This window comes from Micromonospora sp. WMMD734, assembly GCF_049178975.1.
Lineage (GTDB): Bacteria > Actinomycetota > Actinomycetes > Mycobacteriales > Micromonosporaceae > Micromonospora > Micromonospora wenchangensis.
The window spans coordinates 6104594-6126647 of the sequence record NZ_JBMHMK010000001.1 but is presented as its reverse complement, the minus strand read 5'-3'; the positions used below and the strand labels follow the sequence as shown (position 1 = coordinate 6126647).

General features: G+C 70.8%; 21 protein-coding genes and 1 tRNA gene. 10 read left to right on the top strand and 12 right to left on the bottom strand.

The features are described 5' to 3' along the window. The first annotated feature begins 248 nt into the window (after positions 1-248). A tRNA-Pro gene (locus tag ACN267_RS26565) sits at positions 249-322 on the top strand. Positions 323-400: 78 nt separating this feature from the next. Here ACN267_RS26565 and ACN267_RS26560 read toward each other — a convergent pair. The 4 genes from ACN267_RS26560 to ACN267_RS26545 all read right to left on the bottom strand — a co-directional run bounded on the left by ACN267_RS26560 (position 401) and on the right by ACN267_RS26545 (position 4343). Further along, a complete protein-coding gene (locus ACN267_RS26560; protein WP_421489916.1) occupies positions 401-1618 on the bottom strand; it encodes a tyrosine-type recombinase/integrase in 1218 nt (405 codons plus the stop codon). Then, the gene (locus tag ACN267_RS26555) at positions 1618-1815 is read right to left on the bottom strand and encodes an excisionase family DNA-binding protein (protein WP_189048713.1); all 198 of its coding nucleotides are present in this window, start codon (positions 1813-1815) and stop codon (positions 1618-1620) included. The genes ACN267_RS26560 and ACN267_RS26555 overlap by 1 nt, the downstream gene beginning before the upstream one ends. Then, positions 1812-3371, bottom strand: coding sequence for a replication initiator (locus ACN267_RS26550; RefSeq protein WP_421489915.1), 1560 nt, complete (start codon positions 3369-3371; stop codon positions 1812-1814). The genes ACN267_RS26555 and ACN267_RS26550 overlap by 4 nt, the downstream gene beginning before the upstream one ends. 585 nt (positions 3372-3956) lie before the next feature. Beyond that, entirely contained in the window at positions 3957-4343 is a 387-nt protein-coding gene (locus tag ACN267_RS26545) for a hypothetical protein (protein ID WP_421489914.1), read from the bottom strand. 622 nt (positions 4344-4965) lie between these two features. Between ACN267_RS26545 and ACN267_RS26540 the strand changes: the two genes are divergently transcribed. After that, complete coding sequence (locus ACN267_RS26540; RefSeq protein WP_421489913.1) at positions 4966-5268, top strand: DUF7677 family protein; 303 nt, start codon at positions 4966-4968, stop codon at positions 5266-5268. 776 nt (positions 5269-6044) lie between these two features. Here the strand turns inward: ACN267_RS26540 and ACN267_RS26535 are convergent. From ACN267_RS26535 to ACN267_RS26525, 3 genes are all read right to left on the bottom strand, one after another. Further along, on the bottom strand, positions 6045-6416 hold the full coding sequence (locus tag ACN267_RS26535; RefSeq protein WP_421489912.1) for a hypothetical protein: 372 nt from the start codon (positions 6414-6416) through the stop codon (positions 6045-6047). 750 nt (positions 6417-7166) lie between these two features. Further along, positions 7167-7904 carry a hypothetical protein gene (locus ACN267_RS26530; protein ID WP_421489911.1) on the bottom strand — a complete coding sequence of 246 codons (738 nt, stop codon included), beginning with the start codon at positions 7902-7904 and terminating at the stop codon, positions 7167-7169. A 225-nt stretch (positions 7905-8129) separates the two neighbouring features. Beyond that, positions 8130-9209 carry a helix-turn-helix domain-containing protein gene (locus ACN267_RS26525; protein ID WP_421489910.1) on the bottom strand — a complete coding sequence of 360 codons (1080 nt, stop codon included), beginning with the start codon at positions 9207-9209 and terminating at the stop codon, positions 8130-8132. 194 nt (positions 9210-9403) lie between these two features. On the opposite strand from ACN267_RS26525, the gene ACN267_RS26520 reads away from it, so the two are divergent. From ACN267_RS26520 to ACN267_RS26510, 3 genes are read left to right on the top strand one after another with little or no spacing between them, the layout of a single operon-like run. Next, positions 9404-9568: a hypothetical protein gene (locus ACN267_RS26520; RefSeq protein ID WP_421489909.1), complete on the top strand. Its 165-nt coding sequence runs from the start codon at positions 9404-9406 to the stop codon at positions 9566-9568. Beyond that, positions 9555-10757 carry a helix-turn-helix domain-containing protein gene (locus ACN267_RS26515; protein WP_421489908.1) on the top strand — a complete coding sequence of 401 codons (1203 nt, stop codon included), beginning with the start codon at positions 9555-9557 and terminating at the stop codon, positions 10755-10757. Before ACN267_RS26520 ends, ACN267_RS26515 begins: the two co-directional genes overlap by 14 nt. A 3-nt stretch (positions 10758-10760) precedes the next feature. After that, positions 10761-11000, top strand: coding sequence for a hypothetical protein (locus ACN267_RS26510; RefSeq protein ID WP_421489907.1), 240 nt, complete (start codon positions 10761-10763; stop codon positions 10998-11000). Positions 11001-11215: 215 nt separating this feature from the next. Here ACN267_RS26510 and ACN267_RS26505 read toward each other — a convergent pair whose 3' ends face one another. Further along, the gene (locus ACN267_RS26505; RefSeq protein ID WP_421489906.1) at positions 11216-12043 is read right to left on the bottom strand and encodes a LysR family transcriptional regulator; all 828 of its coding nucleotides are present in this window, start codon (positions 12041-12043) and stop codon (positions 11216-11218) included. A gap of 69 nt (positions 12044-12112) precedes the next feature. Here ACN267_RS26505 and ACN267_RS26500 point away from each other — a divergent pair, with 69 nt between their 5' ends. Further along, positions 12113-12844 carry an SDR family NAD(P)-dependent oxidoreductase gene (locus ACN267_RS26500; RefSeq protein ID WP_421489905.1) on the top strand — a complete coding sequence of 244 codons (732 nt, stop codon included), beginning with the start codon at positions 12113-12115 and terminating at the stop codon, positions 12842-12844. 100 nt (positions 12845-12944) lie between these two features. On the opposite strand, the gene ACN267_RS26495 is transcribed toward ACN267_RS26500, so the two are convergent. Further along, positions 12945-14132, bottom strand: coding sequence for a hypothetical protein (locus tag ACN267_RS26495; RefSeq protein WP_421489904.1), 1188 nt, complete (start codon positions 14130-14132; stop codon positions 12945-12947). Positions 14133-14425: 293 nt separating this feature from the next. Here ACN267_RS26495 and ACN267_RS26490 point away from each other — a divergent pair, with 293 nt between their 5' ends. The 3 genes from ACN267_RS26490 (at position 14426) to ACN267_RS26480 (ending at position 18291) form a co-directional block, all read left to right on the top strand. Then, positions 14426-15106: a M23 family metallopeptidase gene (locus tag ACN267_RS26490; RefSeq protein WP_421489903.1), complete on the top strand. Its 681-nt coding sequence runs from the start codon at positions 14426-14428 to the stop codon at positions 15104-15106. Between the two features lie 60 nt (positions 15107-15166). Continuing rightward, positions 15167-16273 (top strand): calcium:proton antiporter, encoded by a 1107-nt coding sequence (locus tag ACN267_RS26485; RefSeq protein WP_421489902.1) that lies wholly within the window; start codon positions 15167-15169, stop codon positions 16271-16273. A gap of 113 nt (positions 16274-16386) precedes the next feature. After that, positions 16387-18291 carry a hypothetical protein gene (locus tag ACN267_RS26480; RefSeq protein WP_421489901.1) on the top strand — a complete coding sequence of 635 codons (1905 nt, stop codon included), beginning with the start codon at positions 16387-16389 and terminating at the stop codon, positions 18289-18291. Between the two features lie 76 nt (positions 18292-18367). Here the strand turns inward: ACN267_RS26480 and ACN267_RS26475 are convergent, their stop codons facing one another. From ACN267_RS26475 to ACN267_RS26465, 3 genes are all read right to left on the bottom strand, one after another. After that, on the bottom strand, positions 18368-18844 hold the full coding sequence (locus ACN267_RS26475) for a hypothetical protein (protein ID WP_421489900.1): 477 nt from the start codon (positions 18842-18844) through the stop codon (positions 18368-18370). Between the two features lie 198 nt (positions 18845-19042). Next, complete coding sequence (locus ACN267_RS26470) at positions 19043-19501, bottom strand: lamin tail domain-containing protein (protein WP_281902219.1); 459 nt, start codon at positions 19499-19501, stop codon at positions 19043-19045. A 142-nt stretch (positions 19502-19643) separates the two neighbouring features. Then, a complete protein-coding gene (locus ACN267_RS26465; RefSeq protein WP_281902217.1) occupies positions 19644-20327 on the bottom strand; it encodes a histone deacetylase in 684 nt (227 codons plus the stop codon). Positions 20328-20501: 174 nt separating this feature from the next. On the opposite strand from ACN267_RS26465, the gene ACN267_RS26460 reads away from it, so the two are divergent. Beyond that, positions 20502-21923 (top strand): diguanylate cyclase, encoded by a 1422-nt coding sequence (locus tag ACN267_RS26460; RefSeq protein ID WP_421489899.1) that lies wholly within the window; start codon positions 20502-20504, stop codon positions 21921-21923. Positions 21924-22054: the final 131 nt, after the last annotated feature.

The following is a 22054-nucleotide window of genomic DNA, read 5'->3' as shown; positions in this document are numbered from 1 at the left end:
CCCGCTCTGATGCCCTCGCCCTGCCCACCCCGCTCCATGATCAGATTGCAGAAATGGAGACGACACGCCGTCAACCCTGCACCAGATCGCAATCTGATCATGGAGGCGGGCGGGGCGAGCCGGTTGACGGCGGGGTGGAGCCGGGCAGCCCGAGGGCCATCGGGGTCTCCCCGCCACCGGGAGGCCGGGGCCGGGGGGTACCGAGTTTGATCGGCGGGGCGGGTGGGCTACTATTTCACCGCACGCCTCGGGGTGTGGCGCAGCTTGGTAGCGCGCTTCGTTCGGGACGAAGAGGTCGTCGGTTCGAATCCGGCCACCCCGACAGAGGTCAGAGGGCACATCCGATCCATGGATGTGCCCTCTAGTGCTTCTGTACAGCAGTGGAGTACAGCAGCGGTAATCACCGCAGGCTCTCGCCCAGGCGCTTGAGGGCGTCGCGGGTGGCGTCCGACGACGCCTGCGAATAGATCTCCATCGTGACGGACACCTCGGCGTGCCGGAGCACCTGCATGATGACGCGCGGGTGCACGTCCAGGTCGACGAGCAGGGTCGCGCAGGTACGCCGGGCGTCGTGCACGGTGATCTTCCGAACTCCGGCGCGGGCGCAGCGGGCGTCCCAGGAGCGGTTGAAGTTGCGCGGCTCGATGGGCGTTCCGTAGCGGGTGGTGAACAGCAGCCGGGAGCCCTGCCAGGCGATCCCCGCCTCGTCGCGGTCGGCCTTCCTCGCCTGCTGGCGGAGGTCGAGTGCCGCCGCGCAGATGTCCGGGAGCGGGAGGGTGGCGTCCGAGGTCTGCGTCTTGGTCTCCCGGTGCAGCAGTTGGCCGCCGACCCGCTGCAACTGCCAGCCGATCGACAGCTCCCCCGCCGCCAGGTCCACGGCGTCCCCGGTGAGGCCGAGCACCTCACCCTTGCGCAGGCCGAGCACCAGGATCAGCACGTACGCGGCGTACAACGGATCGCGGTCGGCCCGCGCGGACTCCAGGAAGCGACGCGCCTCGTCGCTGGTCCACGCCCGGCCCCGGCGGCGGCGGACCGGTGGGAGCTTGACCAGGGCGGCGGCGTTGCGGGTGACCAGCTCCTCGGTGGCCGCGTGGTTGAGTGCGGAGCGCAGCACGCCCCGGACGTCCTTGACGGTGCGGGCGGACGGCACGTCGCCGCAGCACCGGCCGAGCGCGCAGCATCGCCGCCTGAGTTCCGGGCGGCGGGCGTCCTTGCCCTGGGCGCAGCACTGGCAGGCGCGGGCCACCTCGTTGATCCAGGTCTGCACGTCGCGCACCTGGAGCCGGTCGAGCCGCTTTCCGCCGAGGCCGGGGATCACGTACAGCCGGAGGATCGTCTCGTAGGTGGCGCAGGTCAGCGGCGCGAGGTTGGGGCGCACGACCTCCCGGTGCCAGTAGGTCAGGTAGTCACCGAGGGTCGGCACCCGGGTGGCGACCGGCCCGGCCTTGGCCTGCTGGTGCAGCTTGATCCACTTGTCGTGGACGACCTCCCGGGTCGGGCCGTAGACATACTTGCGGGTCCGCTTCCCTTCGGGCTTGGTGACCCAGACGTACGCGGCGAAGCCGTTGCGGTACGGGAAGATCGAGCCTTCGCCGTTGGCGCGGGTGCGGGCGGGCATCAGGCGGCCTCCTGCCGCTCGACCTGCTCGCGGACGTACTCGTCGACCCACTCGGGCAGGACGCGCCGGTACTTGCCGTCCTTGATGGAGCGCAGCTCACCGGTGGCGATCTTCATCTTGACCTTGGACAGGCCGAAGCCGAGCAGCACGGCCACCTCGGCGGGCGAGTACCAGCGCGGGGTGAGGTGCCGGGTCACGCCGCCACCCCCGACCACGCCTCGTGGGCGAGTTCCTCCCGGCCGATGCGTTGGCGTTCGCGGCGTTGGGCGGCGGCGGTGTTGGCGAGCAGGGCATCCCCGTCGGTCAACCAGCCGGAGCCGACGAAGGCCAGCGTGCCGACGGTGACCGTGCCGACGGTGTCGTCGCTGTCGGCGGTGCCGGTGTGCTCGGTACGGCGGTAGGCGGCGCGGGTGTCGCGGAGCAGGCCGAAGGTGACCGAGTAGCGGCGGGCCTTGGTGAGGAAGTGGCCGCCGTAGCCGAGCACGTGCGCCCAGCGGCGCAGCCCGGCGTAAACGTTGGGTGTGGGGTCAAGGTCGCCTTGACGGTCTTTCGTCTTCCCGGCTGTCCGGGTGGTGTGGTGTCGGGTGGGGCGGCCGAGTCGCCAGCAGGCGTCGATGAGGCGGGCAAGGTGGTCGCCTTCCGGGTCGGCGTAGGCATCGACCGTGTCCGGAGTGAGTCGGGTGGAGCAGTGGCCGGTGACCTCGGTGGACTTCGTGGCGTACTTGGCGAGGTAGGCGGCCACCTTGGCGTCGGTCACGTCGCCGTCGCTGGTGCCGATGCGGCGTACGTCGACCTGCTCACCCCAGGCGACCGGCCAGCCCTGCGGGCGGTCGGGGTGCGGCGGGGTGGTGACGGTGATCTGTCGGGTGGCGGCGTGGACGGCGGCGTCGAGATCGTCGACGGTGACGCCGGCCGGCGGCGGCACCAGGGCCTGCCGGTCGTGCGGGTCGACGCCGTCGAGACGCAGCAGGACATGGAAGTGCACCGCGCCCCGGCGCTGCATCTCGGCGACCTTCCCGTGGGACACCCGCACCGGAGGCACCCGCCGGATTCGGCCGGACTCGGTGACGACCTGGACGTGGGAGATGCCGCGTCGGCGGCACACTGCGGTGAGATGCCGTTCGATGGCCTGTTTCGTGCGCCGCCACAGCTCGCCCGAGAAGTAGTTCCAGACGGCCTGGTGGTCGTGGTCGTAGCAGTCCAGGCAGAGCGGTCGACCGAGCTGCGGATCGTCGGCGTCGTGGCGGGCGAAGCAGACCGCGGGCCGCCCGTGTGGGCAGGTGCCGGCGGTGCTCCGGGCGCGGCAGGGTGCCGGGCGGCAGTCACAGCGCCGCCGGCTGGCGCAGGTGTGCCGGGGGATGTGCCGGTGGTGCACCGGGCCGAAGGACGGCGCGGTGAAGGTGGCGAAGACGACCGGGTGCGCGCTGACGGTGGCGGGGATGGTCTTGCCGCCGGTCAGGCCGCAGCGGACCACCTGGAAGGCGTCACCGGCGTAGACCCAGGCGCAGTCGGGGCACTGGGCGGCACGGCGGTTGCCGCACGCCTTGTACAGCGTCCGGTCGGGCAGCTCGTCGGTGTGCCGCTCGGCCAGGACCCGGCCGGTTGCGGGTTCGACGGCGGTGAGGGTGCCGGCCAGGCGGATCGGGCGGGTGCAGCCTCCGGCGGCGCGGGTGTGCTCCAGCCAGCCGAAGTAGTCCGGGGCGGCGGCGCGGTGCAGGGCCTGGGCGTCACGGCCGACGGTGAGGGTGGACACGGTTCTCTCCTCAAGGGGTGGCAGGGGACGGGCGACGAACTGCCACCGGACGCCGGAGCGGTGTCCGTCGGTGGTGTTCGTGGTGTCTCCTGGCACCGCCGGAGAGGGCGGCTCACGCCGGAGGGCGGGGTTGGCCATCGGCCTCGGACCGCCGTTGAGCTGGGTTTCTGGATCTTGGGTGATGCCGGGACGGGTGGGGTGCCTGGTCGTCGGCGTCCGGCGGGTTGCCGCAGGCAATCCCCACCCGTCGAGGTGCGCGAATCCGAGGGCCATCGTGGACGGCAGGAAAGGCCGTGCTGGACCGCTCAGCGGATTTCGGGTCGGCGCAGTGGCCGGGGCGATCGAGGGCCGGCGGGACGTGACCCGCGTCAGCGGCAGGAAGGCCGCTCGGCAACTCCGAAGTCGAGTTCAGCGATCCGGCGGGAAGGCCGCGCTAACGTGCTCGACGAGGGCCAGAGTAGCACCGGGTACCGACACGTCAACCCGCCGTGAATCCCGCGTCGAAGGCGCTCGAACCGGATGCCGCCCTGTCTGGTCCCACCCCATGCTTGACGGTTCGGTCCCAGGACATGCTTGACGTTCGGCCTAGTTGCCCTGTTCCGCCTTCCTCCGGTTGGGCAACTCCTCAAGGAAGAACGTCACGTCTTCCAGAGCGGAGAAGACCCGGCCGTCGAGGTCCGTCCGCTCGGCAAGCTCGCGGACGAGCACGACTGACGCGGGCTCCAAATACCCGAAGCGTCGGGCGAGGTGACCCAGGCAAAGCGACGCCGTGGCGACGAGCCATAGGTCAGCGCAATCCTGCGCGATCCGGTAGCACCATCGCTCGACGAACAGGCGGTCGTCGTCGTGGAGCGCCAACCCCACCAACACCGAATTCGGCGAAACCGCTTGGTCCCTGCCATCAAGAGCAGCAGTAAGCACCTCATCCGCCAGACCGTGTGACACCAGCGGCGGATCCTCGTAGATGTTCACCCCGGGAGGCTACGACAGCAGGGCTGCCAGGGCTGCCAGCCCGCGTGGGAGGACTTTCTGTACATCTATCAAGGCGGCCCTTGACGGGCCGCACGCGCCGCCGCCTGGGCGCGCGTCCGTCGCTCCGCTGGCGCTCCGACTCCGGCCACGCAACACGCCCGGCGGGCTGGCTCGGAGGGCGGGTAGCCCGGTGGGCCGCCGGATGACGACAGGCCGTTTCCGGTGGGGTTGTGGGGCCGGCAGCCGGCCGGGCCGCGCGGCGAGCACCGCGCGGCGTAGGGGAGCGCACGCCGGGTCCGTCGGCGGCTGCCGGGTCGGTGGCGGGGTTGCGGTTACTGCGCCTCCGGCGGGGGCGCTCCGGCTCCGGGATGGCCGGGGGTCCGTCGGCGGCTTGCGGTCCGTGAGTGGTGGCGGTGGGGAGCCATTCCGTCTGCCGTCGACCCGGGCGAGCCGAGCAGACCACCGCCCGACCCGCCAGCGTCCGGACGAGCCGTCAAGGCCGTCTTGACATGGCGGGCCGGGCGGCGGCCCGCTCCCACAGGAGTGCGGGTCGACGGCAGACGGGATGGTCGCGGTGGTGAAGGCGTATCGGGGCGTCAGCGGGTCTGCCAAGATGCCCAGCGTGAGCCAACTCCCCGAGGACGTGCGGTCGGCCTGTCGGTACTTCGCGTTCTATATCGCCAACGGCACCCTCGATGTCGAGCTTCTCGACGGTATCGACTACAGGTCAGCCCTCGTGCAGTTCGGGTCGCCACTCGAGCAAGCTTTCGCGATCTTCACAAACGTGCTCGACGTGCAGCCTGACGGCAGCGTTACCAACGCAGGAGAAGCCATGTACCGGGCAGCTCAATATGTGCGCCGGTACTGCGACCCGAACTACATCATCGATCCGCCATTCGAAGATTGGGAAACCGAACTGGTGTAGAAGGAAACGCAAGTATCAGGGTGTGTCTAACCAGGTGACTACCGAGGTGAAGGCTGAGGGACAACCACGGATGGTCGGGGGTCGTTCGCGCAGCTCGTAGGCTCATCAAACAGCAGGTCAGGCGACGGTGATCATTCCTTCACACGGAAGGGGGCGGCCAGCCTGACGGGTGGAGCGTACGAGCCCTTACTACCGATGTCGCTTGTCCTCAACGTGAACGACGTGTAGTTCGTGGCCGTCAGTGTCCCGCTTGCGGCGCCCGTACAAGCCGACGGCCACACCGCTACTGTCTGAGACCTCGTCCGCGCCTACGTAGGTCAGCACATCCGGGTGGTGGCCGTAGACCAACCATCCTGGACCGGGATCCAGGATCACCGTACTGAAGTCGCCGGCAGGTGAGCCTGCGTAGACGGGCCCAAACTCGCGAAGGATGTTCACGGCCTGGGCGGCGAGTTCCGCAGTGGGTCCGGGGTCCGGTAGCACGACACACGTGCCGTGGGCAAATGCTACCCATGACTTGCTGTCCCCTCGGATGATGCGACGCCAGGTTGCGGCAAGATCGTGCTCCGTCATGACGGTGATGATGCATGAGTCAATTTGCCAGCGCTACCCGTCGGAACGTGCCCGATCCGGGCCCGATGCAGGGGTCAATACAGGGCAGCGCCGGCACCTGAGCTGACCGCTGCCCGACGCTCGGTAGCGGTATCCCTGGTGACGCAGTCACCCATTGTGCAGATCAACACGATTCCCAAGCTGATGGTGCCGCGCGTGGCGTCTCAGCGTGGTTGCGCCTGCCAGTGATCGAGATGCCGCCGGAACCACGCTACCGCCGCAGCGGCATCGGTTATTGGGTCAACAGAACCGAGCCGCAGCCCGTCGGGACCCGCAGTGTCGACCATGGCCTCGTCGGCTCGCACGCCGTCGTCCCAGTTGAGACAGGAAGGGCTCCAGCCTCCACGCAGGCACTTGCCGTCGTAGTCAAGCCGTAGGGTCTGGTAGATCTGGTTGCCCTGGACAAAGTCGTACGACGCGGTCATCCACAAGGTGCCGCCATCGTCCTGGTGGTACCAGTCCTGGACATCCGGTATGTGCCTGGCGAGTTCCCCGAAGAAGGTGCTCTCATCGGCCGTTGGTTCTGTGTCCCGCACAGCTTTAAGTCTCGCAGATCCCACCGCGCACCGTTCGCAGCCTTCGGCTGTGAGGGACTAACTGACGTGCACCAGACCGGACATCGGTGGACGGCGGCGGACCGACGGGCCAACTTAGAGCACGACATTCGGCAGGTCAACGCCGCCTCAATGTTGCCTGGGGGGGGCAAGTGGTAGGACGGAGATAGCGGGCAGGATGCTCGTGTGGCATTGATCAATCCAGCGGGCTGGTACGAGGCCAGGAAAGCGGCCGCCTGTTCCGCATTGCCTGAGGTCATGGGGAGACATCCTTTGGGTACCGTGGCAAACGGTGTGGTGGTCGCCGAGGCTGTGTTCGGGGTTTTCGTCGAACTCGATGAGGTGCCGGATGCCATGGCCTTATTCGACATTGCAACGTGGCCACATGGCCGCCCGTTGCCGGCGATCGGTACCCGACTTCGCGGCAGGGTGGTGGGCCACCGACCCGGACATGACGACCATCCGGGGCAACTGCGGCTGGCGTGGCTTGATCAAGGTTCGTTGGCCGCTCCCATAGCTGGTGGTCACCCGAGCTATCAACGAACAGATCAAGCTCTGTTGCTGTCGACAGCAACAGAGCCGGACGACGGGGGCCAGTGGCGGAGGGCTGCGGATCAGAGCCCGACGTCAGAGACGTGCGCGGACGTTACCGGACGTAGCGCCCAGAACTTGTAAGCGAGATGTCGCCGGCTCGATCCCGGCCGAGGGCTCCGACACCGAGAGTGCTGTGGTTTAGCCGCTGGTCAGCCGCCATGCCGTATAGACGAACGCGATGAGCGCCGCAGCTGCCAGCGCGAGCCGGAACAGCGAAAGAGTTCCCCTCAACTCGCTGTTCAGCGGCTCCACCGTGCCGGGGAGTTCCGGTAGCGATGACGGTCGGAATACCAGGGCACCGACACGCCCTTCGGGCACTGGGATGGAATTACGGACTCGTCGCCCCGGACTTCCGTTACGACGCGGCACCCAGGCCACGACATCGACGGCGCCGGCCGGGACCGCGACATCGTACGGATCCCACCCAGGCAACCGATACTCGATGCCCTCGACGGCGACGACCGGCGCGGCGTCGTGGGTAGAGGCGTCTTCGTCGAGCCACCACTCGGGCTTTACCGGAATGACTCGTAGCACGCCCTGCCTTGGTGTAATCGGGACCGTGCCGGGCGCTGCCTCCTTCACCTTCAGGTCGCGGACCGCTTCGGGGGTGAGCATTCTGTTGGGTACGAAGAACAGCTTCGCGGTCAGGTTCGGCCCCAGCCCGGCCACTAGCAGAAGCAGCGTGACGATCAGCGCACCGCCACCCGCGAAATAGAATCCGATCACGGCCACCAGTCGGCCGAGATACCCGTGGTAACGAACGTGCTCGGCAAGCACAAAGAGGCCGACCGTCGCCCCGCCGAACGCGACGGCGGCGGCAAGCATGCCGATGGCGGAACTGGCGGGAGTTTTCAGATAGCGCCGGACGGCGTCCATGCCGCCGACCCTAGCCGTGGTCAGCAACGCGCCCCGCGAACAACCGACCAGCCACCAGGACACCGACGACCACGGCGAGCCTAAAGGCAGCGATCAGGCAGCATAATCTCCTGATCTGGACGGGTACGGGCCAGCAGAGAACGCCTAGCGTCAGTTGCTCGACCGCACTGGTTGGCGACCTTCGGCACAAGCTGACGAGCTGTGTCCGGCCCGCCCCAGCGGGGGTCAGACTGGCTTGCGTGCCGCTCTCTCCACTTCTTGCAGCACCAGTCCGAGGGTTTGCGAGCGGCGGTCTGCTGGCAGCGTCGCCCAGGCTCGTCGGGCATACGCAAGTCCCCCGGAACGGTCCCCGGACTTGGCCATCATGAGGGCTCGGTGCAGCTCGATGTGGGTGGCGAACCGGGTCAACGCTGGCGGCCGGAGCCGGTCGGCGTCGGTCTGGGCCTGCTCGCCGGGACCGACCATGCCGAGTCGGGCGTAGAGCATCGACCGGAAGGTGGCCATGCGCCAGGCGGGCACGGCGGCGTCGGAGATCTCCCCGTCTGGAGAGGCGGTCTGGTCGAAGATCCGTCGTGCGTCCTCGTCGGCCGTGATGGCTCCGCCGATGTCGCCTCGTCCGGCGGCGACGTGTGCGCGGGCCATCAGCGCCTGGAGGCGTCCCAGCGACGGACGGTCGGACAGGGCGATGGCCTCGTCGGCGTACCGCTTGGCGACGGGTAGGGCCGCGCCTTCGTAGGCCAGGGCGATGGCGGCCCTGCCACGTACCCAGACCCGGACGGCGAGGTCGCCGGAGCGATCGGCGGCGATCCGGGCGGTGTCGTACCAGCCGATCGCCTCGGTCGGGTCCTTGGTGGTCTTGCCGTAGGTGGTGAGTGCGCGGGCGGTGGTCGCCCACATCGTCGGGGAGTCGAGCTGCTGTTGCAGGACGACGAGGTCACTGGCAAGCCTGTTCTGAAGGCTGTCCGCGCCGATCTCCATGTAGTCGCGACCGTACTGCTCGACCCGGTCGCGCCAGCGGTCTTCACTGTCCCGTCGGCCGGCGAGGGCTGCGGTGAAGCCGGATCGGATCAGCTCGTTGGCGGCGATCGGGCCGATGGTGGCGGCTTGGAGAAGGTGCCTGCGTCTCACGTCCGGGTCTCCCAACGCCCGCGCGTAGGCGAGCACGATGTCCGGCGTCGCGGTCCGGCGTCCCGACTCGACGTTGCTCAGGTGCGAAGCCGAATAGCTGGTACGGGCCGCGATGGAGGCCAGCGTCACGCCTGCCTCAGTACGAGCCTGCCTCAGTTGTGCGCCGAGGTCATCCATCGGAGCCCCCGTGAAAGGTCCTGAAAGCATCGAGCCACTTCCGAGCGTAGTCGTGGGATCACAAGAGTAGACACCAGACGTGGTCAGCGCGGCCGGTGCGACGACCGGGCTTGGTCACGTCGCTAGCCGGGCGCGGCGGCGTCGGTCCCCCCGAGAGCAGTGTCGCCGCGCCCCCTCTAACGGTGGAGGCGGGAATGAGCGGCGACGTTCCGGACCAGTCCAGGGGCGAGCAGATCCAGCAGGCGGAACGGGAAGCGGCTCGGCAGCGGATCCTCGCGCAGGCCGAGGCGGACCGGATACCGGCCGAGGAGACGGATCGGGCATTGCCGGATCGCCGGTGGCGTCGTGGACAGCGTTGACCTGTTGCCGGTCGGTCGTCGGGTGGCGTACTGGCGGGGACGGCGGAAGCTCTCCCAGCAGGTGTTGGCCGATCGGCTGGGTAAGTCGAAGAGTTGGGTGGACAAGGTCGAGCGGGGTGTCCGGTCGCTGGACAAGGTGTCGACGCTCCAGGACATCGCCGCCGTCCTGCGGATCGAACCGGGGGTGTTGCTCGGCCGGCACGCAGAGCCGGCCGGGGTGACCGAACGCGCCGAGGGTGTGGAACGGATCCGCGCGGCCCTGACGACGTACGAGATCGCTTTGGCGCGCCCGAACGTCCGCCGACCTGTACTGACAGCCGAGAGGCTGACGCGGGAGACCGCGCACGTGTGGACGGCCTTCCAGCACGCCCGCTACCCACAGGTGATCGACCTGGTACCGGAGCTGGTGGCCGACGCGCAGCGCACCCACGCCCACGCTCCCCGTGCGGGGCGGCTGCCGCTGGTGGAGGCGTACCGGGTGACGGCGTCGCTGCTGGTGAAGCTCGGTGTCTTCGACGTGGCGTGGTTGGCGGTCGACCGGGCGATGACCGTCGCCACCGGTGACCGGGTGTTGGTGGCGGCCGCTGCGGTGCAGCTCGGTCAGGTGTTGCGCGGCTCGGGACGGGCGCGGGTGGCGAAGTCGGTGATGCTGACCGCCGCGTACCGGATCGCCCCACCCGTGATCGAGTGCGGCCCCCCGGCCGAGCTGTCTCTGTGCGGGACCCTGCTGGTACAGGCCGCCTTGGCCGCTGCCTGCGCCGGGGACGACGGCACCGCCGTCGAGCTGGTCGACGAGGCTGCGGAGATGGCGGCGCAGGTAGGAGACGGTCACGACCATCACCGGACCGGGTTCGGGCCAACGGCGGTGGAGCTGGCCCGGATCACCGCAGCCGTGGAGTTGGGCGACGCGGAGGCGGCCGTGGCCTGGCACGAGAAGGTGACCGTGCGGGATGGCTGGCGGTGGCTGCCCGCCGAACACCGTGCCGCGTACCTGATCGACGTTGCCCGCGCCTACCTCCAGGTCGACGACCCGGTCAATGCCGGCCGGGTCCTGATGGAGGCCCACCGGACCGCACCGGCCGAGATTCGCCACCGACCAGCCGGCCGGGACATCCTCGCCCAGGTCGCCCGCGACCCCGACGCCCCGGCAACGGTCACCCAACTCGTCGACATGCTCGGAACGGGTTGAACGGTGACCGGTCCTCACCTGTCCCTGGCGCAGATCCGCAACCGGCTGATCCTCACCGCCCGTGCCGTCCTCCGCGATCACCAGCCCGGACCCGACGGCCGCTGTCCGGTCTGCCGGACCGCAGGCTGCCCGGTGGCGACCGCCGCCCGCAACGTCCTGCGCTCGGCGGAAGAAGTACAGCAGCGAAGTACAGCAACCGAGCCGACCACACCCGACCCGGACGAACCCCAGCAGGCCGGATGACCTCGGATGACACCCGATCCGACCGGCGTGCCGGCAGTTCGGGACGAAGAGGTCGTCGGTTCGAATCCGGCCACCCCGACAGAGGTCAGAGGGCACATCCGATCCATGGATGTGCCCTCTAGTGCTTCTGTACAGCAGTGACGTAAAAGCGGGTCCGTGGTGCTGGACGCGGCCGGCGGGCAGGTGCTGCGCGTTGCTGCGGCGGTGAGCCGGTGTCAGGCTGCAACCGCCGCGCGGACGAAGGCGGCGACCTCGCGCGACGTGCTGGTCTGCGACCAGGCGAGGACCAGGGTGGCCGGGTCGGCGTCCAGGACGGGCCGGCTGACCAGGCCCGGGGGCAGGTACTCGCCTACCGATTCCGGGACGACCGCGATCAGGCGGCCGAGCTGGATCAGGTGCAGCAGTTGGTTGCCGTCGGCGACCGGGTGGCCGGTGACGCCGGGGCGGGCTTCGGGCCAGCGGGGCATCGGCTCGCCGTGCAGGTCGGCCATCGACACGGTGGCGCGTTCGGCGAGCCGGTGGCCCTCGGGCAGCAGCACGACCTGGTCCTCCGTGTGCAGGTCGTCGCTGTCCAGGCCGGTCAGGTCGTTCTGCGGCCGGTGCAGCAGGGCGAGGTCGGCGCGGCCGTCGCGGACCATGGCGGCGCGTCCGCCGACCCGGAAGTCGAGGTCGACCGGGATGGCGTCGGGAGATGCCGCGTAGCGGTCGAGGATGGTGCGCAGCAGTCCGGCGTCGCCGCCGGGTTTGAGGGCCAGGGTCAGGCGCGGGGTGGTTCGGGCGGCTTTTCGGGTACGCCGGATCGCCGCCTCGACCGCGTCGAGCGCGCCGCGGGCCTCGGTGAGCAGCACCTCGCCGGGCGGGGTGAGGTGGACCGCGCGGCTGGTGCGTTCCAGCAGCGTGACACCCATCCGGCGTTCGAGCAGGCGGATCGCCCGGGACAGGGGTGGCTGGGCGATGCCGAGGCGCTGTGCGGCGCGGCCGAAGTGCAGTTCCTCGGCGACCGCGACGAAGTAACGCAGTTCGCGCGTCTCGACGTCATCCATACCGCCAAGGTATCGCCACGGACCGCTTCGGTCCTGGTCCGCAGGCGCTGCCGGTGCTGGGCTGGGTGCATGAGTGGAGCACGCATCGCGCTGGTGACCGGGGCGAACAAGGGGATCGGGCGGGCCGTCGCCGAGGGCCTCGCCGAGTTGGGGATCACGGTGCTGGTCGGTGCCCGGGACCCGGAGCGGGGAGCGGAGGCGGCGGCGACGATCGGGGGCGCGTCGGCGGTCCGGCTGGACGTGACCGATCCGGCCGGGGTCGCCGCTGCCGCGGAGGAGATCGGGGCCCGGTTCGGCCGGCTGGACATCCTGGTCAACAACGCGGGGATCGGCGGTGACCTGACGGCGCAGGCACCGGGGGCGGCCCGGCTGGACGGCATCCGGGAGGTGTTCGAGACGAACCTGTTCGGGGTGGTGACGGTGACCGAGGCGATGCTGACGCTGCTGCGCCGCTCGGCCGGGGCGCGGATCGTGAACGTGTCCAGTGGCACGTCGTCGATGGCATGGATGACCGACGCGACCCACTATCTGAGCCGGATGCCGGCGTCGCTGGGTTATCCGGTGTCCAAGGCGGCGTTGAACATGCTGACCGTGCAGTATGCGAAGGCGCTGGCCGGGGACGGGATCCTGGTGAACGCGATCGCGCCGGGCGCGTGCGACACCGATTTTGCCAAGGGGCTGCCCTTTCAGCTGTCCCGGACGCCGGCCGAGGGCGCGGCGGTGGTGGTGCGGTTGGCCACGCTGGGGCGGGAGTGCCCCAGCGGCGGGTTCTTCGACGACGACGGGAAGGTGCCGTGGTGAGACGGTCAGGGGCCACTCCCGGCAACAGGGAGTGGCCCCTGGCCCGGTTGGGGACGACGGCGGCACGGTCACCCGTGCCCGCCGGACCCCGTCGGTCAGGTCAGGACGGGTTCAGTTTGATGGCGAAGCCATTGAAGATCGACCACACGTCGACCCAGGCCAGCCCGGTGGTGCACCCGGACGCGTTGCAGCCGTAGCCGTAGCTGACGATGCCGTTGAGCTGGCGGGAGTTGGGGTCGTTGAGGTAGATGACCGGCCCGCCGCTGTCGCCACCGCGACCGACGATGCCGCCGGCGTTCGGTACGCCGTAGCTGCCCCAGACGGTGGTGCCGTTCACGACCCAGCTGGCATTGCCCGCGTACACCGTCCTGATGTTGCAGACGACCTTCGAGTTGTATCCGAGCTGGCAGAGGAAATCGCCGACCGCCACATTGCGTACGCCGTTGAGATAGCGGGAGTAGCCGGTCGCGTCGAGGCCGTCCCAGGTGTACCGGTTCGTCGGCGCCTCGATGAATAGCGAGTCGAGATCGGCCCGCTTGTACTTGACCTGGCCGATGTAATTGCCGCCGGCCGCCGACACGTTGTCACCGACGTTGTAGCAGTGGCCGGCGGTGACCAGCCATTGCCGGCCGTCCCAGGTGCTGACGGCGGGGATGCCGCTGGTGCAGTAGGACTCGCTTCCGTAGGCCGGCCCGAGGGCTGCTCCCGCGTAGAACGGGGAGGTGTCGTTCCAGCGGCTCAGCGGCTTCGACGGGGGTGCCTGCCGGACGCGGATCTCGGTGGCGTCGGCGGCGGCGCGCCGCTGCGTGACGGCCGGCGAGGCGAGGTAGGCGTGCGCGGCCTCGGTGTCGTCCACGGCGAGTTCGATGACGCTGCCGTCGACCGAGCTGCCCGCGAGGCCGACGGTGAAGGGCAGGTCGGTGCGCTCGGTGAGGGCGGTGATCTCCTGCCGGAGCTGCTGCCGGGACTTCCTGCTCTGCACCACGTTGATCAGTCGGGTGTCCACCCTGGGGTTGACCCGGCGGACCGCGGCGATGAAGGCGCGTCCCTGCCGCACGTCGGTCAGGTAGACGTTGATCGACCGGTAGTCGGCGGCCATCTCGACCTGCGTGTAGATGTCCGCCCGGGTGCCCTGCCCGACCTGGGCCACGGCGTCGGCCGCCAGCCGCAGCGGTTCGAGCACCGTGGCCTGTCGTTCCGGCGTCATGGCCGCTACCGCCGCGACGCTCAGCGGTCCCGGTGCTGCCGCGTTGGCCGGCACGGCCATGAACGGCAGTACGACACCCACGCCCACCAGGGCAATGATTCTTCGGAGCGAATTGTTCATCTGCACCCTCTCGATAAATGGCGATTGCCCGCCATCGAGAGCATCATCTATTGATTTACGTCAGGCAATACGTCCGCCTGTCGGGTGATGGACTGAACGCCACCGCACCGGCCCGACCATTCGGAACGCGCGTACTGTTTTCGCCGAAGGAATTGTCCGGCCGATGTGGAACGTCACGAACGGGCCGGATTCGCCCCCGGGATGCCGGTGGCCGTGGCGTCGTACCGTGGGCGTCCCACCCGTGGAGGAGCCCGATGTCGATCCCCGATCCGGTCGTGCTCGCCCTGCCGTTCCGGGGCACCTGGCTGGTGCAGAACAGCCCCGCCCGGCGGGTGCCCAGCCACGGCACCGACCTCTTCGCCACCACGTACGCGATGGATTTCGTGGCGGTGCGGGGGCGACGGACGGCGACCGTCCGGGACTGGCGGACGCTGCTGGCGACCGAGCCGCCGCAGCGGTTCCTCGCCTTCGGGCGGCCGGTCCTCGCCCCCGCCGCCGGCCGGGTGGTCGCGGTGCACGACGGGGAGGTCGACCACGAGGCCCGCCGGTCGCCGACGACGCTGCTGGCCTACGCGCTGACCCAGGCGGCCCGGGTCCGCCGGGGCGCGGGCGCCGTCGCCGGCAACCACGTGATCGTCGAGCTGGCCGGGCGTCAGGGGTACGTCCTGCTCGCCCACCTGCGCGCCGGGTCGGTCCGGGTGGCGGTGGGCGACCCGGTCGACGTCGGGCAGGAGCTGGGCGACTGCGGCAACTCGGGGAACTCCACCCAGCCGCACCTGCACCTACAGGTGATGGACGCCGCTGACCCGTACGCCGCCCGGGGCTTGCCGATGGCCTTCCGGCACTACCGGTCGTGGCGGCGACCGGGTGACCCGCCGGTCGAGGTCGACCGGGGCGTCCCGGGCGAGGCGGCGGTGGTGGAGCCACGGCGGTGACCGCGCCGTCCGCCGCCCGGCGCGGCGCGACGACCCGGTTTTCCTGGCAAGGTGTACGGCATGCCCGCGCTGCGCCGCCCCCGGATGTCCGACTGGACGATCGTGGTACCCGTACTCGCGGTGCTGCTGCTGCTCGTCACCTGGAACCGCGAGCTGCCGGGTCTGCTGGTGGCGGTGGTCGCCCTGCTGCTGGCCGGGGCGGTGCTGGCGGCCGTGCACCACGCCGAGGTGGTCGCCCACAAGGTCGGTGAGCCGTACGGTTCGCTGGTGCTCGCGGTGGCGGTCACCGTCATCGAGGTCGCCCTGATCGTCACCCTGATGATCAGCGGCGGGGACAAGACCCAGGCGTTGGCCCGGGACACCGTCTTCGCCGCCGTGATGATCACCTGTAACGGCATCCTCGGGCTCTCGCTGCTGCTCGGCGCGCTCCGACGGCGGGTGGCGGTGTTCAACCCGGAGGGCACCGGTGGGGCGCTGGCCACCGTGGCGACCCTCGCCACCCTGAGCCTGGTGGTGCCGACGTTCACCACCAGCAAGACCGGCCCCGAGTTCTCCCCCGCCCAGCTCGCCTTCGCCGCCGTGGCCTCACTGGCCCTGTACGGGCTGTTCGTGATGGTGCAGACCGGCCGGCACCGGGACTACTTCCTGCCGGTGACCAACGACGGCAGCGTGCCCGACGCCGACGGCGACGGGCACGCCGACCCGCCGTCGACGCGGACCGCGGTGACGAGTCTGGTGCTGCTCGTCGTCGCCCTGGTCGCCGTGGTCGGTGACGCGAAGACCGTCTCGCCGACCATCGAGGCCGGGGTCGCGGCGGCGAACCTGCCGCAGTCCTTCGTCGGGGTGGTCATCGCGCTGCTCGTGCTGCTGCCGGAGACCCTGGCCGCCGCCCGCGCGGCCCGCCGGGACCGGGTGCAGATCAGCCTCAACCTGGCGCTCGGCTCCGCGATGGCGAGCATCGGCCTGACCATTCCGGCGATCGCCCTCGCCTCGATCTGGCTGGACGGGCCGCTGCTGCTCGGCCTCGCCGGCACCCAGTTGACCCTGCTGGCGTTGACCGTCGTCACCGGGGTGCTGACCGTGGTGCCGGGCCGGGCCACCGTCCTGCAGGGCGGGGTGCACCTGGTGCTGCTCGCCGCGTTCGTCTTCCTCGCCGCCAGCCCCTGACCCCGCAACAGGCACCGACCGAAAGGTGGTTGTCGGGGGCACATACTCAGGGTTTGATGCCGGTAACTGTCCGGGCGGGGGCCCGGACGGCTACACGGGGAGGACGATCCACTGTGCTCACATCCAGGCCACGTCGTGGTCTCATCGGCGCGCTCGCGTTGACGCTCGGCGTCACCGGGCTCGCCGTCGCCACCACCGGTGTCGCGTCGGCGGCACCGCACTTCGACAGCCCGCCGGCCGTCCAGGTCGGCTGGGTCGACTCGGCCACCCCGAAGACGGCCTACCAGGCCGACGGGGACACCAACCTGCCGCTCGGCACCCGGGTCGACGACGCCGGCAAGACCCACACCGCCCGCGTCTACGCCACCTTCGACCTGTCCCGGTACGAGGGGAAGAAGATCTACGAGGGCAAGGTCTTCGTCCAGGAGCACAGTGCCGCCGACTGCACCAAACGGGCCGTCGAGATCTGGCGTACCAAGCCGGTGGGTGCCACGCCGACCTGGAACAAGCAGCCCGAACCCCTGGTCAAGCTGGACGAGGAGGGGAGCTCGACGTACTGCCCCCGGTCCCTCGCCTTCGACGTCGGCGCGGCGGTGCAGGACGCGGTGGCCCACAAGCAGCGCCGGGTCACCTTCGAGATCCGGGTGCCGGAGCAGTACGAGGCCGACCCGTCGTACGGCCGGGAGCTGTACTGGTACAAGAACGTAGAGCTCAGCGTCAGCTACAACTCGCTGCCGAAGGTCGACAGCGAACACCTCTACAACGGCGGTTTCCTCTGCACCCAGCTGAAGCCGTACCCCCGGATCGGTGGGTTCGCCGGCCTGCTCCAGGCCCGCGGCACCGACGCCGACGAGTGGGACTCCCCCCGGACGGATTTCGCGATCTGGCCGACCGGCCAACCGGAGCAGCGCACCGAGTTCAGCTCGGACCGTGGCACGTTCGGGCGGGTCGCCAGCGGCACGGTGCCCGCCGGCGTCCTGGTCGACGGGAAGTCGTACGGCTGGCAGGCCCGCGTCGGTGACGGCGCGGACACCTCCGCCTGGTCGAAGAAGTGCTTCTTCACCTACGACGGTACCGGCCCGACCGCCCCGGCGGTCAGCTCGTCGAACTACCCGGCCGACGACACCGGGCAGCAGGCTCCGGCCGGCGAACCGGCGGTCTTCACCTTCTCCGGCATGGGCGACAAGGACGTGGCCGGCTTCCAGTACTCCTGGAGCGGCCTCGGCGCGGCCGGCGTCTGCGAATACAGCGGCGAGTACGGGCAACTGGTCTGCAAGGACCCGTTCAGCAAGCCGGGCACCGTCCGGGCGGCCACGCCCGGCGGATCGGCGACGGTAACCCTCAACCCGACCGGTTCCGGGCCGCAGCGGCTGACCGTCCGCTCCGTCGACGCGGCCGGGAACGTCTCCGCCGAGACCGTCTACCGCACCTTCGTGCCGTCGTCCACCCCGCAGATCCGGGTGGAGAGCGGGACGCCGCAGTGGGGCCAGGAGGTGCTGTTGAAGTTCCTCCCCGCCACCGGGGTCACCGACGTGCAGGAGTACGAGATCGTGCTCGACAACGCCCAGCCGGAAACCCGGCAGGCGGAGGCGGACGGCACCGCGTACTTCAGCTTCGTCGCGAACAACCCCGACGGGCACACCGTGCGGGTGCGCAGCCACAGCGGGAACGGGTTCGTCTCACCCGAGGCGACCTGGCAGGCGTACTTCCTGCCGTGGCCGGGGGTGCGGTCCGACGTCTACCCCGACAGCGGCGAACCGTCAGGCGGTGTCGGGGTCACCGGCACCTTCACCTTCTCCCCGCCGCCCGGCGGGACCGACACCGCCGCCTACCGGTACTCGTTCGGCGGCGACGGTGAGCTGACCGAGGTGGCCGCCGACTCCGCCGGCCGGGCGACGGTGACCTGGACGCCGGAGACCGCCGGCTGGGTCACCCTGACCGTGTACGCGGTCCGCGCCGACAGCACGGTCCACGACTACCCGAACTGGTACTCGTTCCAGGTGGCCGCCGCCTCCTGACCGGCGGGGCCGCGACGGCGGGGAGGCCACCTGGTGACAGGTGTCCTCCCCGCCGTCGTCGCGGGTGGGGGCGTCGTCAGTCGTCGTGGCGTTCGGTGCGGGCGACCTCGGCGAACGCCGCTTCCAGGCAGCCGGCGAGCGGGACGCCGGTCACCGCGAGCAGGTCGGCCACCAGCAGCGGCGCGTGGGCGGCGACGGCGGCCGGGTCGGGCGGGGTGTCGTCGTCGCCCGGGTCGTAGACGCCGAGCGCGCCGGCCAGCAGCACCAGCACCACGTGCGGGTCGACGTCGGGTCGCCAGGTGGCGGCGGCCCGGACGCAGCGTTCCAGCACCTGCCGCACGTCGTCGCTGTCGAGCCCGTCGGGGTGGGCCTGTTCGAGCAGGAGCCGGACCACGCCGCCGAGGACCAGCCCGGCGCGGTCGGCACCGGCGAGCCGGGGCACCGCGTCGTCGTACGCCGCGTCGTCGTGGGCCTGGGCGGCCTCGACCGCCGCGGTGGCGGCCACCGCGATCTCGCGGGCCGGGGCGGGCAGGTGTCGCCAGGTCACCGTCACCGGCCCAGCATGGCAGAGCCGACCGACACCGACCCGGCCGGACGCCGGTGGTGCCGGCAAGGGCGGAAACGGGTCGACCGCCCCGGGACCGGCCGCGACTCCCGGTGCGAGAAGTCGCCGGCCGTCCTTCCCGGGACGGTCGAACGATGGCCGGAGAACGCCCCTCAACGCTCCGGTCACCGCGGGTCCGAGCGGTGGTCAGCAGTTCGTGTAGCTGCCCTTGCTTCCCCACGTGCAGGAGTCGATCCCGGTACCGGCGGAGTTGCGCAGGTAGGCGGTGTCCCCGGTGTTGTTCCAGATGTAGTTCCCGGAACCCCAGTACCGGTGGGTGGAGGTGTTCTTGCCCTTGCCGGTGTGGATGTAGACGCTGGCACCCTTGGCGAGGCGGACGTCGCCGGAGAACGTGTAGACGTGCTTGGACTTGTCACGCAGCGTCCAGGACTTCAGGTTGAGCGTCGAGCTGCGCCTGTTGGTCAGCTTGACGTACTCGGCGTTGAGGCTGGTGTTGGAGCGGGTGTCGCTGCCCGGGGAGTCGTAGTAGACCTTGGTGATCTCGACGGCCGGGGTGGCGGCCTGGGCCGGCCCGGCGACGGCGAGCGAACCGCCGACGGCGACGACGAGCGCCACGGCGAATCCGACGAGCCTGGTGTGCTTCACGCGTACCCCCACAGGTTCACGGACCGGCGTCCACGGGGACCGGTCACGGAAAGTGAGCCGAGGTTATCGACGCGGACCGGCGACTGTGGACCGGAAATGCGCCGCGTCGCCAATCCGGTCCGCCAGTCCCGGCAGCGGGACCCTAATGGTGATCATGGACGACGCGATCGTCAGGCGACGGCGGCCCTTCCACCGATCCGCACTCGTCCGGCGGGCGGATCAGGCCAACCAGTCGGGGCCGGTTCCAGTGTCCGGCCACCCCGGGCCGGTCGGCCAGGTAGTCGACCGTCTCGGCCGGCGACCAGCCGTGCGCCTCCCGCAGCCCTTCGGCGATCATCCGCAGGTAGACCGGGGCGGGCGGGGTCCACGCCACGTCGGCGGCCCGCCACGGCGCGGTGAAGGTGAGCATCGGCAGGCCGTCGCGGGTGCCGACCCGCAGCAGCGTCTCGTAGCGCCCCGGGCCGAGGGTGGCCCGACCGTCGGCCACCGCCGCGTCGAGCGCGGGCAGGTCGTCGCCGGGGGGCCGGTACATCTCCTGGGCGGCGAGGTCGGCGAACTGGGCCCGGGTGAGCAGGTAGCCGCGGGCCGCCGCGACGCCCGGCAGCGTCGGGTCGTAGAAGGCCATCCCGCCCGTCCAGGCCCGGGACTCGCCGGCGAAGTAGATGCCGCCGGGGATCAGCACCGGCAGCGTCAGGCGCGGCGGTCGGCAGTCCCGGCAGCCGGGGTACGTCCGCAGCCCGCCGGGCGGCCGGCCGCCGGAGAGGTACCAGCCGAGCCGGGCGGCGTGCAGGTTCGACCCGTAGGCGACGTACCAGAGCAGTTCCATTCCACCCCCCTCCCACGCGCCGGGGTCCCCACGCTATCGCCCACAGGCCCTGTCCACACCCTGTGGATGAAACATGTGTACGAACGAAATGATCATGGTGGGACCGACCAGTCGGCGCTGAGTACGCTTGATCGCAGCCCCGGCACCCGCCGGGCCCACCTCACCTGGAAGAACGTGGATCACGAGCGAGTCGTCCGGGACGTCACGGTCCGCCTGTCGATGGCGTCGACCGCCGCCGAGGCGTGCCGGTGGACGGTGACCGCGCTCGCCCGGTACGCCCCCGCCACGATCTCCGTCCTGCTCCAGGTGCACGACCGGCTGCGCTGCATCGCCGCCACCGGGGCCTGGCAGGTCTTCTCCGCCGTCCCGCCGAAGTCGGGCATCGTCGGCCGGGTGTACGCCTCCGGCGTGGGGACCACCGTCGTCGACGTCACCGCCGACCCGGACTACCTGCCGCTGCGCCCCGACGTCACGGCCGAGATCTGCGTACCGGTGCGGGACCCGCAGGGCCGGCCGATCGGCGTGCTCGACCTCCAGTGGAGCGGGCCGGTGGACCTCACGCCGTGGCGGGAGACCGCCGACCGGCTCGCCGAGCGGCTCGGTGCCCGGATCGCGGCGCTGGGCGGGCCGCCCGCCGAGAGCCGCAGCGAGAAACTGCTCAGGCACGCCACCGCGATGACCGCCGCCCCCACCGACTGGGACCTGCTGACCGCCGCACTCACCGCCGCCCGGGAGGTCTCCACCCTCTCCACCGCCGTGCTGGTGCTCGCCGGTCGGCACGGCTCCCGCGTCGGCGCACCCGCCACGGTGCCCACCGAGTGGGAGGCGCGGGTCCGGGCCGCGCTGGCCGACGCCCCGACCACGCAACTCGACCGGCTCGTCGCGCGGGCCCACCGGTACGGCGCGGCGTACACCCTGGGTGAGGCGGGCTGCCCGCCCACGGAGGAACACCTCGCGCTGGCCCGTGCCGGGGTACGCACCCTGGTGTCGGTGCCGGTCGGCCCACCCGATGACGGCGGGGTGCTGCTGGTCGCCGACGAACGGCTGCTGCACCCCGACCCGACCACGGTCAACCTGATGGAACTGCTCGCCGGGCAGGCGTGGGCCGCCCTGGAGCGGCTGCGCACCCTGGCGCAGCTGCGCGAACAGGCCAGCCTCGACCCGCTCACCGGGCTGCGGCACACCGGCACGTTCGGGCGGCGGATCGCGGCGGCCACCCCCGGGCGCACCGCGCTGCTCGCCATCGACGTGGACGGCTTCAAGAGCGTCAACGACACGTACGGCCACCAGGCCGGGGACCGGCTGCTGGTGGGGCTGGCCCGCGCCCTGGAGGCGGCGCTGCGGCACGGCGACGAGTTGTACCGCACCGGCGGCGACGAGTTCGTCGCGGTGATCGAGGTGGCCCACCCCGACGAGGCGGTCCGGATCGCCGAACGGCTCACCGAGGCAGCCCGCCGCACCGGCCGCACGATCAGCGTCGGCGTGGCGCTACCGCTCCCCGGCGAACCCGCCGACCGCACCCTGCACCGCGCCGACCAGGCCCTCTACACCGCCAAACACCAGGGCCGAAACCGAGTCCACCTCTCCACCCCCTAACCCCCACCCCACCCCCGCTCCCCCTCCCCCGCTCCCCGCCCGCCCCGCCCCGCCCCGCCCCGCCCCGCCCCGCCCCAGTCGATCATGGACTCGTGGTGGGCGTTTTGCTCCGGTTCCGACCCTTTTGTGAG